The sequence below is a fragment of the Rhodococcus sp. ARC_M5 genome, from assembly GCF_022810405.1.
GTDB classification, from domain to species: Bacteria; Actinomycetota; Actinomycetes; order Mycobacteriales; family Mycobacteriaceae; genus Rhodococcoides; species Rhodococcoides navarretei.
Window position 1 is genome coordinate 47,379 of sequence record NZ_JALGQE010000001.1, and the last position, 12,876, is coordinate 60,254.

General features: G+C 64.2%; 15 protein-coding genes. 5 read left to right on the forward strand and 10 right to left on the reverse strand.

Annotated features, from left to right (window positions below):
- Window positions 1–32: 32 nt before the first annotated feature.
- The 5 genes from nrdE to MTX34_RS00240 all read right to left on the reverse strand — a co-directional run bounded on the left by nrdE (window position 33) and on the right by MTX34_RS00240 (window position 4,091).
- Entirely contained in the window at window positions 33–2,195 is a 2,163-nt protein-coding gene (nrdE, locus tag MTX34_RS00220; RefSeq protein WP_374638793.1) for a class 1b ribonucleoside-diphosphate reductase subunit alpha, read from the reverse strand.
- 36 nt (window positions 2,196–2,231) lie between these two features.
- Window positions 2,232–2,693 carry a class Ib ribonucleoside-diphosphate reductase assembly flavoprotein NrdI gene (gene nrdI, locus MTX34_RS00225; protein ID WP_243593463.1) on the reverse strand — a complete coding sequence of 154 codons (462 nt, stop codon included), beginning with the start codon at window positions 2,691–2,693 and terminating at the stop codon, window positions 2,232–2,234.
- Between the two features lie 24 nt (window positions 2,694–2,717).
- The gene (locus MTX34_RS00230) at window positions 2,718–2,951 is read right to left on the reverse strand and encodes a redoxin NrdH (protein WP_243593464.1); all 234 of its coding nucleotides are present in this window, start codon (window positions 2,949–2,951) and stop codon (window positions 2,718–2,720) included.
- A gap of 408 nt (window positions 2,952–3,359) precedes the next feature.
- Window positions 3,360–3,482 carry a type B 50S ribosomal protein L36 gene (ykgO, locus tag MTX34_RS00235; protein WP_243593465.1) on the reverse strand — a complete coding sequence of 41 codons (123 nt, stop codon included), beginning with the start codon at window positions 3,480–3,482 and terminating at the stop codon, window positions 3,360–3,362.
- Between the two features lie 42 nt (window positions 3,483–3,524).
- Window positions 3,525–4,091, reverse strand: coding sequence for an NAD(P)H-dependent oxidoreductase (locus MTX34_RS00240; protein WP_243608054.1), 567 nt, complete (start codon window positions 4,089–4,091; stop codon window positions 3,525–3,527).
- 106 nt (window positions 4,092–4,197) lie between these two features.
- On the opposite strand from MTX34_RS00240, the gene MTX34_RS00245 reads away from it, so the two are divergent.
- Entirely contained in the window at window positions 4,198–4,797 is a 600-nt protein-coding gene (locus tag MTX34_RS00245; protein WP_243593467.1) for a TetR/AcrR family transcriptional regulator, read from the forward strand.
- Between the two features lie 7 nt (window positions 4,798–4,804).
- Here the strand turns inward: MTX34_RS00245 and MTX34_RS00250 are convergent, their stop codons facing one another.
- A complete protein-coding gene (locus MTX34_RS00250) occupies window positions 4,805–5,635 on the reverse strand; it encodes a fructosamine kinase family protein (RefSeq protein ID WP_279392698.1) in 831 nt (276 codons plus the stop codon).
- Window positions 5,636–5,647: 12 nt separating this feature from the next.
- On the opposite strand from MTX34_RS00250, the gene nadE reads away from it, so the two are divergent.
- A complete protein-coding gene (gene nadE / locus MTX34_RS00255) occupies window positions 5,648–6,493 on the forward strand; it encodes an ammonia-dependent NAD(+) synthetase (RefSeq protein ID WP_243593469.1) in 846 nt (281 codons plus the stop codon).
- 33 nt (window positions 6,494–6,526) lie between these two features.
- Here the strand turns inward: nadE and MTX34_RS00260 are convergent, their stop codons facing one another.
- Together MTX34_RS00260 and moaA are read right to left on the reverse strand one after the other, a co-directional pair.
- Window positions 6,527–6,781 (reverse strand): MoaD/ThiS family protein, encoded by a 255-nt coding sequence (locus MTX34_RS00260; protein WP_243593470.1) that lies wholly within the window; start codon window positions 6,779–6,781, stop codon window positions 6,527–6,529.
- Window positions 6,774–7,832 (reverse strand): GTP 3',8-cyclase MoaA, encoded by a 1,059-nt coding sequence (gene moaA / locus MTX34_RS00265; protein WP_243608433.1) that lies wholly within the window; start codon window positions 7,830–7,832, stop codon window positions 6,774–6,776. Before moaA ends, MTX34_RS00260 begins: the two co-directional genes overlap by 8 nt.
- A gap of 171 nt (window positions 7,833–8,003) precedes the next feature.
- Between moaA and glp the strand changes: the two genes are divergently transcribed.
- From glp to MTX34_RS00280, 3 genes are read left to right on the forward strand one after another with little or no spacing between them, the layout of a single operon-like run.
- On the forward strand, window positions 8,004–9,194 hold the full coding sequence (glp, locus tag MTX34_RS00270; RefSeq protein WP_243608056.1) for a gephyrin-like molybdotransferase Glp: 1,191 nt from the start codon (window positions 8,004–8,006) through the stop codon (window positions 9,192–9,194).
- On the forward strand, window positions 9,182–10,201 hold the full coding sequence (gene moaCB, locus MTX34_RS00275; protein ID WP_243608057.1) for a bifunctional molybdenum cofactor biosynthesis protein MoaC/MoaB: 1,020 nt from the start codon (window positions 9,182–9,184) through the stop codon (window positions 10,199–10,201). The genes glp and moaCB overlap by 13 nt, the downstream gene beginning before the upstream one ends.
- A complete protein-coding gene (locus MTX34_RS00280; protein ID WP_243608058.1) occupies window positions 10,194–10,607 on the forward strand; it encodes a molybdenum cofactor biosynthesis protein MoaE in 414 nt (137 codons plus the stop codon). The genes moaCB and MTX34_RS00280 overlap by 8 nt, the downstream gene beginning before the upstream one ends.
- A gap of 4 nt (window positions 10,608–10,611) precedes the next feature.
- Here MTX34_RS00280 and MTX34_RS25915 read toward each other — a convergent pair whose 3' ends face one another.
- Window positions 10,612–11,652 (reverse strand): GTP-binding protein, encoded by a 1,041-nt coding sequence (locus MTX34_RS25915; protein WP_243608059.1) that lies wholly within the window; start codon window positions 11,650–11,652, stop codon window positions 10,612–10,614.
- 11 nt (window positions 11,653–11,663) lie between these two features.
- Window positions 11,664–12,719 (reverse strand): N-acetylmuramoyl-L-alanine amidase, encoded by a 1,056-nt coding sequence (locus tag MTX34_RS00290; RefSeq protein ID WP_243608434.1) that lies wholly within the window; start codon window positions 12,717–12,719, stop codon window positions 11,664–11,666.
- Between the last annotated feature and the right edge of the window lie 157 nt (window positions 12,720–12,876).

The window sequence follows — 12,876 nt, forward strand, 5'->3', positions numbered from 1 at the left end:
TATCGCCACAGGTCGACCGACCGAATCGGCTGCTACAGCATGCAGGAGACGCAACCCTCGACTTCAGTGCCCTCGAGGGCCAACTGGCGCAGGCGGATGTAGTAGAGCGTCTTGATGCCCTTGCGCCATGCGTAGATCTGCGCGCGGTTGATATCGCGGGTCGTTGCCGTGTCCTTGAAGAACAGCGTCAACGACAGGCCCTGATCGACGTGTTGCGTTGCGGCAGCGTAGGTGTCGATGATCTTCTCGTACCCGATCTCGTACGCATCCTGGTAGTAATCCAGGTTGTCGTTGTCGAGATACGGTGCCGGGTAGTAGACGCGACCGATCTTGCCTTCCTTGCGAATCTCGATCTTCGACGCCACCGGGTGAATCGACGAGGTGGAGTTGTTGATGTACGAGATGGAACCGGTCGGCGGGACGGCCTGCAGGTTCTGGTTGTAGATTCCGTACTCCTGCACCGACGCCTTCAGCGCGGCCCAGTCGGCCTGTGTCGGGATGGCGACGTCGGAGTCGGCGAACAACTTCGCCACCTTGGATGTGGCCGGCTCCCAGACCTGGTCGGTGTACTTGTCGAAGAATTCGCCCGACGCGTACTTGGAATCCGGGAAGCCCTTGAAGTACTGGCCACGAGCCTTGGCCAGCTGATTCGAGGCCTGCAGCGCATGGAACAGCACCGTGTAGAAGTAGATGTTGGTGAAGTCGATTCCCTCGGTCGAGCCGTAGTGGATGCGCTCGCGGGCGAGGTAGCCGTGCAGGTTCATCTGCCCGAGACCGATTGCGTGCGAATCGTTGTTGCCCTGCTCGATCGACGGCACCGAGAAGATGTGCGTCTGATCCGACACTGCGGTCAGACCGCGGATCGCCACCGCGATCGTCTTACCGAAATCGGGTGAATCCATCGTCTTCGCGATGTTCAGCGAGCCCAGGTTGCACGAGATGTCCTTGCCCACATGACTGTAGGAGAGGTCGTCGTTGAACGTCGACGGCGTCGAGACCTGCAGAATCTCCGAGCACAGGTTGGAGTGAGTGATCTTGCCCTTCACCGGGTTCGCACGATTGACGGTGTCCTCGTACATGATGTACGGGTAGCCGGACTCGAACTGCAACTCGGCAAGAGTCTGGAAGAACTCGCGCGACTTGATCTTCGTCTTGCGGATCCGCTTGTCGTCGACCATCTCGTAGTACTTATCGGAGACGTCGATATCGGCGAACGGCACGCCGTAGATCCGCTCGACGTCGTACGGCGAGAAGAGGTACATGTCCTCGTTCTTCTTCGCCAACTCGAACGTGATGTCGGGGATGACGATTCCGAGCGAGAGCGTCTTGATTCGGATCTTCTCGTCCGCGTTCTCGCGCTTGGTGTCGAGGAACTTGTACACGTCGGGGTGGTGGGCGTGCAGGTACACCGCACCCGCGCCCTGACGCGCACCGAGTTGGTTGGCGTACGAGAACGAATCCTCGAGCAGCTTCATGATGGGGATGACACCGGAGGACTGGTTCTCGATGCGCTTGATCGGTGCACCGGCCTCGCGAATATTGCTCAGCAGCAACGCAACTCCGCCACCGCGCTTGGACAGCTGCAGGGCCGAGTTGATGGAGCGACCGATGGACTCCATGTTGTCCTCGATACGCAGCAGGAAGCAGGACACGGGCTCGCCGCGCTGCTTCTTGCCGGAGTTGAGGAACGTGGGTGTCGCGGGCTGGAATCGGCCGGCGATGATCTCGTCGACCAGATCGGTGGCCAGGGCCTCGTCTCCGGCCGCGAGCGTGAGCGCCACCATGCACACCCGGTCCTCGAAGCGCTCGAGGTAACGCTTGCCGTCGAACGTCTTGAGCGTGTACGAGGTGTAGTACTTGAACGCGCCGAGGAAGGTGGGGAATCGAAACTTCTTCGAGTACGCGTGGTTGATCAGAAACTTGACGAACTCGCGCGAGTACTGGTCCAGAACCTCGGGCTCGTAGTAGTTCTCCTCGACGAGGTAGTCCAACTTCTCGTCCAGATCGTGGAAGAACACCGTGTTCTGATTGACATGCTGCAAGAAGTACTGGTTGGCCGCCTCGCGATCCTTCTCGAACTGGATCTCGCCGTTGGGGCCGTAGAGATTGAGCATCGCGTTGAGCGCGTGGTAATCCATATCTCCGTCGCCGCTGACAGTGGGTACGGGTGCTGCGTCGGTGATGGTCGGTGCCACGGCGATGCTCCTACTGGGTATGTGATGTGTGGTGTTCTAGTGCGTGTGGGCAGCGCGTCGGACTTCACGTTCCCAGAAGTCCTCCAGCCCCTCCCGGACCCGCACTACGTCCTCGGGGGTGCCCATCAATTCGAATCGATACAGATACGGGACCGCGCATTTCTGCGAGATGACATCTCCCGCAAAGCAGAAGGAGTCACCGAAGTTGGTGTTTCCGGCTGCGATGACGGCCCGGATCAACGACCGATTGTGCTCGTCGTTGAGAAACTTGATCACTCGTTTGGGGACGTAATTGGTGTCGCGCCCAGCGTAGGTGGTCCCTCCCCCATACGTCGGCACGATGAGAACGTAAGGAGAATGGACACGAAAGGTGCCATCCGGATCACGGAGCGGAATACGCGTCGCTGGAATGTCCAACTTCGATACGAAGCGATGAGTGTTCTCGGACGCGCTGGAAAAGTAGACCAGTGAGTGGGAGGACTGCGGTTGCGAACTCACCGCTCACTCACTTTCTCGTTCTGTTCAAGCAGCGTTCACGGCAAGGGTCTTGATGCGGTCCGGGCGGAAGCCGGACCAGTGATCGTCGCCGGCGACGACGACAGGAGCCTGCAGGTAGCCGAGGGCCATGACGTAGTCACGCGCTTCGGGATCCTGCGAGATGTCGATGACGGAGTACTCGATACCCGCTTTGTCGAGGGCGCGGTAGGTGGCATTGCACTGAACGCAGGCGGGCTTGGTGTAAACGGTGATGCTCATGGTGTCCCTCTTTCCGTTGTCGCCATCGGGTGCACCGACGCGACCGATGTGCTCTGCGTGTAACACCGAGAACATCTCCCGCTCAGGGCGACTTCGACCTGCTCGAACCCGTCTGTGGAGGTTCTTCGAGTAGTGGCCTCTCGGTCGCTCAAACACTACACCTAGTGTTCACGATCTGCCTACAACACGAGATGTTGCGAACAACACGCGTGGTATTCGCTGGTCACGGCCTTGCCCGGCCGTGAAACTCGGACGTCATCGGCGTGTCGCAGGTCACATGGGGTGCATGTTGTTCGTCACAACGAGTCGTAGCCGCCGCCGTGACGCTGCCCGATCGCCTCATCCGCTCCTCGACACGACAAGGGCCCCCGAATTCCTCCAGGGGCCCTTCTCGGTGCAACGCACTCGTCAGCGCTGGCGCGCCTTGAATCTCGGTTCCTTCTTGTTGATGACGAACACCGTCCCGTGTCGCCGGACCACCTGCGCACCGGGCTTGTTCTTGAGCGATTTCAACGAGTTTCTCACCTTCATGCAGCCGACTCTACATGAAAACGATTCCCATGACCGACTGGGTCACGCACTCACGAGTTCGCCGGAGGCCTTCACCAACTCGGCGACGACGTGGCCGATCTCGCCGGAGACCTCGGCGTTCTCACGCGGGTGCGCCGAGCCGAACTTGTCGATGGTGCCACCGATGGAGAGCTGGACATCCTCGAGAACGGTTCCGCCGGCAATGCGCACGGCCTTGCTGGTGTCCTCGTGTGCCCACTTGGCTCCGTTGCCGCTCGGCGACGCACTGATGACGACGACCGGCTTGCCCACCATGGCACCGGCACCGTACGGGCGGGAGAGCCAGTCGATGGCATTCTTCAGCACGGCCGGGATGGTGCCGTTGTATTCGGGCGTGACCAGCAACAGCGCGGAAGCCTTTTCGGCTGCGGTCCGCAGAGCAAGAGCGGCCGCGGGGACCGATCCCTCGATGTCGATGTCCTCGTTGTAGAAGGGGACATCTCCGAGTCCGTCGTACACCACTACCTCGGCACCGGCGGGAGCCACGGTGACAGCAGTCTCGGCGATCTGCTTGTTCACCGACTCGGCGCGCAAGCTTCCGACGAGAACGAGTACATGAGCGTCTGACATGAGGTTATTCCTTCGCGAAGTTCGGATGACGTGATCGTCGTGTCAATTCCTACCATCCAAACGGACCGTGGTCCATTTATGTTCCCGACAAGGTAGGGTTACGGCTGTGACCGGCCCGATGCTGCCCATAGCGGACGAGGAATCCGAACGGTGCGACGCAGCGCGCAACCGACGGCTGCTCCTCGACGCCGCAACAGATCTGGTGGCGACCGTCGGAGCCGACGCCATCACCATGGACGCAGTGGCCACCAAGGCAGGAGTGGGCAAGGGCACAGTGTTCCGCCGCTTCGGGAACCGGGCCGGGCTGATGCGAGCGCTGCTCGACCACACCGAGAAAAAATTGCAGCAGTCCTTCATGTTCGGCGATCCGCCACTGGGCCCGGGAGCCGACCCCATCGATCGTCTCGTCGCCTTCGGCCGAGCTCGACTCGAGTTCGTCAACGTCCAGGGGGAAGTACTGCGCGCCGCGGAGAGCGCCGACGACGCGCGATATTCCGCCCCGGCCCACATGGTCAACTTCACCCACGTCCTGTCGCTGCTTCGCGCAGCCGAGGTGGACGGGGATCTCGAATTGCTCGCGTACTGGCTCCTCACACCACTCGAAGCCACCCTGGTGTTGCACCAGTACCGAGACCTGGGGATGCCGATGGATCGACTGGCCGACGGTTGGGAAGACTTGGTGCGCAGGGCAACTCGCATTCGCTGAGTCCAGCTCAGAGCCTGTTCACTGCCACGGCCGCGGTGTGCAGAGCAGTGCCGTACGAGCGTCCGTGCCCGGCTGCATGGACGGCGAGCGGATGCAGCTGGTGCAGAGCAGTGCGCTCGCGCCACCCGGCTCGTAGTGGCCACACCGTCTCGTAGCCGTCGACGACAACGTCGAGGTGGGGGCAACCGAACAGCGCCAACATCGCCAGATCGGTCTCTCGATGCCCACCGTGTGCCGCCGGGTCGATCAGCACCACTCCCGCGTCGGTCCAGAACACGTTGCCGTTCCACAGATCACCGTGAATACGGCTCGGCGGCTCTGCATCGTCGAAGTCACCGTCCGCGATGCGCCCGCACACCGATTCCACGATCGCCGCTTCGTCCTGCATGACGGTGCCGGCGTCGACCGCGATTCGCAGAAACGGCAGCACTCGTTCGGCCGCGTAGAACCCTCCCCACGACTTGTGCACGGTGCTGCTCATGGGCCGAGCACCGATGAACAGCTGACCCGAAAAAGCGAGGCCGTCGGCATCCACCGGTGGCGCACCGAACCCGTCGGCTCCGGCGGAATGCGTCGCGGCCAGCGCGCGGCCGAATCGTTCGGCTGCGTCGAGCGTGGGACGGGCCGCGACCAACCGCTCGAGTTCGATGTACGTCCGGCCATGCCCGAGGACTTCGACGACAGGGGCCGACGCCTCGCCGAGCCACCTGAGCCCGGTGGCCTCGGCGGCGTAGAAGTCGGGGTGCGCCTGGGGGTTTCGCTTGACGAAGGTATCGGAGGATCCACTCACGACCACCGACACTACGCACGGCGCGAGATCACAGCCGACCCTCGTCATTAGGATGACGTGATGGGACACATCAACTCGGAATTGCGCACGGGGATCATGCGCGAGCTGGCCGTGCAGTCGACCATCGACCCGATCACGGAGGTCCGCAGGCGAGTGGACTTCCTCAAGGACTACCTCGCGTCGACCCCGGCCTCGGGATTCGTACTCGGCATCAGTGGCGGCCAGGACAGCACGCTCACCGGCAAGCTCGCCCAACAGGCTGCGACGGAGCTCCGAGCCGACGGACACGAGGCCGAGTTCGTCGCTGTTCGCCTCCCCTACGGCGTGCAGGCCGACGAGGACGACGCATCGATCGCGCTGAAATTCATCGATCCCGACCGCACGGTGACGGTGAACATCAAGGACGCTGCCGACGCCGCAGCGGCCGCGACGGCGGACGCGCTGGGAAGTGCCGAAATCCGAGATTTCGTCCGCGGCAACATCAAGGCGCGCCAGCGCATGGTCGCGCAGTACGCCCTGGCCGGCGAACTCGGCTACGTCGTCGTGGGCACCGACCATGCCGCCGAGGCCATCACCGGCTTCTTCACCAAGTTCGGTGACGGCGGGGTCGATCTGACTCCGCTCACCGGCTTGAGCAAGCGTCAGGGTGCGGCGCTGCTGCGCGAACTGGGAGCCCCCGAGAGCACCTGGCGCAAGGTTCCCACCGCCGATCTCGAAGACGATCGACCTGCGCTACCCGACGAGGAAGCGCTCGGCGTGACGTACGAACAGATCGACGACTACCTGGAGGGCAAGGACGTCACCGACGAGATCGCCGACAAGTTGGAGAAGATGTTCCTCGCCACTCGGCACAAGCGCACGGTTCCCGTCACGCCGTTCGACGATTGGTGGAAGAGAAGCAGCTGACTCGGGCCGCCGCAGGTCGGTGGCTGGGTGTGCTCAGCCGCCGGCGAAGGGCGGCAACACGTCGACCCTGCCGCCGATCACGCGGTCGAGATCGCGAGTGAGATCTTCGCCCACCAGGTAGGCCGACACCCGGAGAATCGGTTCCATCGGCGCGCCGTGCCGGGACAGGATCAGCTCTCGCAGGTCTGCGAGGGTGGCCCCAACCGGTACGGTCACGTACTCGGACTCGCAGTGCGACGCGTCGACCGCTGCCGCGAAGTACCGCACCTCCACCTGGGTCTCACCCACCGATAGCTCCCATACTGCGGGCGGGGGGTACGAAGCCCTCGGCGTCGATGCCGTGCCCTGCCCACTTGTTCCACATCGCCCCGCGCCACACGGCCGCCACCTCGTCGTCGGTGGCACCGCCTCGTAACGCCGCGCGCAGATCGGTTTCGTCGTCGCTGAACAGACAGGACCGGATCGTTCCCTCGGCCGTCACCCGTGTGCGGTCACAATCGCCGCAGAACGAGCGCGTGACCGAGGCGATGATGCCGACGGTGGCATCGGTGCCGTCGACACTCCACTCCTCGGCCGGAGCCGACGGATCGGCGCGCCCCACCTCACGCAGGTCGAACGCAGTGGACAGCTCGTCGAGCAACGTCTGGGCATCGATCATGTTCGCGCGCGCCCACTCGTGGTCGGCATCTAGCGGCATCTGTTCGATGAATCGAAGCGCCACCCCTTCGTCGAGACACCAGCGCAGTAGGTCGACTGCACCGGAGAGTGTGTCGCGCATCAGGACCGCATTGACCTTCACCGGACCGATGCCGGCTCGCTTCGCCGCTCTGATGCCCGCCATCACCGACGGCAACCGGTCGCGTCGGGTCAGCCGCGCGAAGTCTTCTCGGTCCACCGAGTCCAAGGACACGTTGACTCGGGTCAAACCGGCATCGGCCAGCGCCCCAGCCCGATGCTCCAGACCGACTGCGTTGGTGGTCATCGACAACGGCACGCCCTGCGCGACGTCGGCGCACAACCGCAGTATCTCGTCGAGGTCGCGGCGCATGAGGGGCTCGCCGCCGGTGAAGCGCACGTCGCGGATACCCAGTTCACGCACGGACACCGACACCACTCGAGCGATCTCGGCCGGAGTGAGCAGGTTCGCGGCAGGAATGGCCGGGAGGCCCTCCTCAGGCATGCAGTAGGTGCAGCGCAGCGAGCACTTCTCGGTGATGGAGATGCGCAGGTCCCGGGCCACCCGGCCGAATCGGTCGATCAGGTGCGGAACGTCCGGTCGATCGGACACCGAATTCGCACGCACCGAGGAGCTCGTAGTGCCGAATCCGGGAATGCCCAGTGAGGTGACACTGTCCACCGTCACCTCGTACCTCGCCTTCGTCGAAAATTACGCCTGTCGTTCACGTGTCTACCCAGTATGCCGCAGCCCACACCGGGCGACCGGATCGGCGTGCCTAGGATTGGCACCCATGACGGCTGAGGACATGCGCGCATTCACCGGACCCACGCAGTGAGCGCCGTATCGGTCGAGGAGCATTCCGCCGCGGTCGAGACCGTTCTGGCGGCGCTCGCCACCAGGACTGCGCACCGCATTCCTCTCGCCGACGCGCTGGGGCGCGTGTCGTTCGCAGACGTGCGATCTCCGGTCGATCTGCCGTTGTTTCGCAACTCGCAGATGGACGGATACGCGGTCGATTCTCGGTCCGTGGCGATCGCTCCGGTGACACTTCCGGTCTCGACGATCATCGCCGCAGGCCCTGTCGAAGCGGCGGTGCTGAGCCCGGGCAGCGCTGCGAAGATCATGACCGGCGCACCCATTCCCGACGGAGCCGACGCCATCGTGCCGGTCGAGGACACCACCGTGCACGAAGCCGGGTCCGTGACGATCGAGCGACGCCGCACAGCCGGTGAATTCGTCCGAGAACAGGGCAGCGACGTGCGCACCGGAACGGTCCTGGTCGAGGCCGGCCGGGTGTTGGAACCCCGACACATCTCCGTTCTCGCCGCCGTCGGCTTCGGTGAGGTCGACGTACGCTCGCGTCCTCGCGTGGCCGTCGTGACCACCGGTGCCGAACTGGTCGACGCCGGCTCGACGCTGACGCCCGGCCAGATCTACGACTCGAACGGCATCACCCTCGCCGCACACCTGCGCGCCAGCGGCGCCGAGGTGGTCTCCGTCTCGCGCAGCTCCGACGAGCCGAGCCGCTTTCGCGAGATCCTCGACGCCGCAGCGCAATCGGCCGAGATGATCATCACGTCCGGCGGGGTGTCGATGGGCGACTTCGAGGTGGTCAAGGACGTACTCCGTCCACTCGGCGGCAACTTCGGATCGGTACGTATGCAGCCGGGTGGTCCACAGGGCATCACGGTGTTCGACGGCGTTCCTGTGCTCAGCTTTCCCGGCAACCCCGTCAGTACGGTCGTCTCGTACATCGTGTTCGCGCGCAACATCGTTCGACGAGCGGCCGGCCTGCCTCCGATTCTCTCGACCACCGCCACCCTGCACGAATCGGTGGTGTCTCCGCCCGGCAGACGACAACTGCTTCGTGGCCGAATGCGTGACGACGGCCGGGTCGAGCTCGTCGCCGGCCCCGGCTCGCACCTGGTCGCCGCCCTGGCGTGGGCCGATGTGCTGATCGACATCGATTCCGCCACAACCGAACGCGCTGCAGGATCCGACGTGGAGGTATGGCCACTGTGACCACCGAGAACCCGCAACCTCACCTGTCTCATCTGGACGATCAGGGCCGCGCCCGCATGGTCGACGTGGCACACAAGAAGGAAACCTCACGCACCGCCGTCGCCGCCGGCGAGTTCGTCACCACTGCCGAGGTCATCGCTCTCGTGCGCGCGGACGACATGCCCAAAGCCGACGTTCTCGCCACCGCACGCATCGCCGGCATCTCGGCGGCGAAGCGTACGTCGGAGCTGATACCGCTGTGTCACCAGCTCGCACTCTCGTCGGTGAAGATCTCGTTCGGCTTCACCGAGTCGACCATCACGGTCGAGGCAACCGCGCGCACCACCGGACGCACCGGCGTGGAGATGGAAGCACTGACTGCGGTCGCCGTCGCCGGACTGACCCTGCACGACATGGTCAAGGCCGTCGATCCCGGTGCCAGCATGAACGGTGTCCGACTGATCACCAAGGACGGCGGCAAACACGGGCATTGGGAACGGGACGACGCAGAGGACTCCCCCGACTCCGTGGCTGCGCCGATATTCGAGTCCTCACGGTCCGCAGCGGTTCTGGTCGCGTCCACGGGCGGTGCCCGTGGTACTCGGCCGGACACCACCGGCCCCACCATCGCAGCCTGGCTGACCGATCGGGGCTTCACCGTGCGAGGTCCCCTGGTGTACGCCGACGCCGATATCTCGGCGGGTCTGCACGACGCCCTGGCCGGCGAGCCGTCGCTCATCGTCAGCACCGGCGGTACCGGTGTATCCCCGACCGATGCGACCCCCGAGGCCACGGCGGCGCTCCTCGACATCGACATGCCGGGGATCGCCGACGCCATCCGAACCCGCGGAACATCTGCGACACCTCATGCGGTACTCAGCCGCGGTGTCTCGGGTCTGATCGGACGCACGCTCGTAGTCAACCTGCCGGGCTCGCCGGGTGGCGTGAAGGACGGACTCTCCGTTCTCGACCCGCTCCTCGACCATGTGCTGGCCCAGATCGCCGGAGGAGGCCCCCACGATGAGTGAGCTCGTCGCCCGTATCTCGAACGAACCCTTGAGCACTGCCGAAGTAGAGGCGGCGGTGCAGGATTCGCGTCACGGCGCTGTTGTTCTGTTCAGCGGAATCGTGCGCGATCACGACGGCGGCCACGCCGTGGAGACTCTGGAATACCGCGCCCACCCCGACGCAGAGCGCTTCCTGAGCCGCTGCTGCTCGGAGGTGTCGGCGGAGACCGGGTTGGTGGTGGCCGCAGTGCATCGCGTCGGCGACCTGCGAGTCGGCGACCTTGCACTCGTTGCCGCCGTCGGCTCGGCTCATCGGGCCGAAGCTTTCGAGGCCTGTGCCCGACTCGTCGAGCGCATCAAGGCCGAGGTCCCGATCTGGAAGCGTCAGGGATTCGAGGGCGGACGTACCGAGTGGGTCGGGCTCTAGGAAACTAACCGGTCTCGAGGTAGCGGTGAACCGGAAGCATGGCGGAAGCGTCGTCGGCGTCGTCCGGCCCTCGTACACAGGCACGCAACCGCTGCTCGACGGCCGATGCATCGAGATCGGTACCGATCAGCACCAGTGAGGTCTGCTCGGGCTCACCCCGGGCCCACGACGCGGCCTCGAATCGGATGTGTCGACCCACCGTGTGCACGATGAACTTCTGCGCATAGCCCGTGATGCCGAAGTGTACGAATCCCTTGATGCGGTAGAGGTTTCCAAAAGGATTCTCCAGGAACTCGATCAATCGGCGCGGTTCGACGGGAGTCGTCGTGACGAATTCGGTGTGCGAGTACTGCGCGTGCAGGTGATGGTCGTGGTCGTGGTCGTGGTTCTCCCGAAGTAGCTCGTCGAACGACAGCTGCACCGCCATAGCCGAATCCACCGACCGATCGTCACGCCGATCGAACAGCAGCAGCGGGTCGACGCGACCGAACGCCACGGGTACGACGGGCACGTCTCCTACGACGGACTGCACCGTCGACACCACCGCGGAGCGTTCGGACTCGGTCACCACATCGGACTTGTTCAGTACCACCAGGTCGGCCAATTGCAGGTGCTGGTCGATCTCGGGATGCCGCACGCGGGTCTGCGGGAACTCCACGGCGTCGACGACACCGACGAGCCCGCCGTAGACGATGAATTCGTTCTCGCTACCTCGAACCATCCGAATCAGATTGCGGGGTTCGGCCAGGCCGCTGGCCTCCACCACGATGACGTCGATGGCGGCCCGACGGTGCGCGAGGGCGTCGAACATCGCGTCCATATCGCTGATGTCGACGGCGCAACAGATGCAGCCGTTACCGAGAGAGACCATCGAATCGACCTGGCCGGCCACGAGCATCGAGTCGATGTTGATCGCCCCGAAGTCGTTGACCACAACCCCGATTCGAATACCGGAATCATTGCGCAACAGATGGTTCAGGAGCGTGGTTTTACCTGCTCCGAGAAAGCCCGCAACTATCACCACCGGAATTCGTCGACGCGCCACGGCGTCCGAGACTACCGGTCGGCGAGAATCTGTTTCAGCAGGCCTCGAGCGAACGTCGACACACTGCTCACGTTGTCCGGGGTCACGAGCCCTCTCGAGCCGTCGACCCCGAACGACTCGACATACGGCGAGACACTCTCGAGCAGTCCGGACAAAGCGCTACGCCCCTCGACCGCTGAGCGCTCTGTGCTCGGTGCCGTTGCGGTGGGCACCGTGATGTCGGTCGTCTTCGCCCCGGCCGGAGCTGCCGCGGTTGTCGTGTCGGGGCCGGCCGACGACGCCTCCGCAGTGTCGGATCCGAGAAGATAGTCGATGATTCCGGTCGAAATGGCGATCGCGTGCTTCAGCTGACCATCCGAGCTCTCCAGAAGAGCTGCGTCGTCCGGGTTGGATCCGTTGCCCATCTCGACGAACACGAGGGGCACCGTGGTCAGTGCGGGCCCGGCGACATCGGATCGCTCCTGGATTCCGTTCTCGACTCCTGCGTAGTTGGCGGGCTCGAAGCCTGCGCGCACGTAGGAGTCGCGCATCAGCGTCGACGCCGAACGTCCCCCCTCGGATTGGGCAGCATCGGCAGCCGCGCTCGGAATCGGCAGGGTGGGAACGATCAGATGGAACCCGTGCTTGTCGGCATCGGTCGTCGTACTCGTGGAGTCCGCGTGGATACTCACGGCCACATCGGCACCGGACTCGCCGGCGGCCCGCGCCCTGTCGTCGACGCATCCGCCCCACCCGGTGTCGTCTGCTCGACTCGTCTTCACCGTCGCACCCAGACTCTCGAGGCTCGACCGGACGAGCTCGCTGACCTTCCAGTTGATCGTGTGCTCGGGCACGCCGTCCAATGTGGTCATGCCGGTGGTCTGGCAATCCTTGGTGCCGCCCCGACCGTCGTTCACCTGCCGCTGCAGATTCTCCGAATGTGCGCCGCCCTGGTGACCCGGGTCGAGGAACACTGTCTTCCCCGACAACTCCGTGCCTACGGCGGATGCGGTGCTGGACGGTGTGACGGGTGCCGCGACGGCCGGTGCGGACACGAGCACTCCGACACCGATGATTCCGGTGCACATCAATGCGGTCACTGCAGATTTTGTTGTTCGCGCAGTTCTCATATCGTCGTGGGCCCACCGGTGGAACTGGTGGTGCCATTCCCCTCTCGACCCCTCGGACCCAGCTGATCGACGCGAGTCACCGACTTCGCGGGACACCACACGCCACAACAGACAC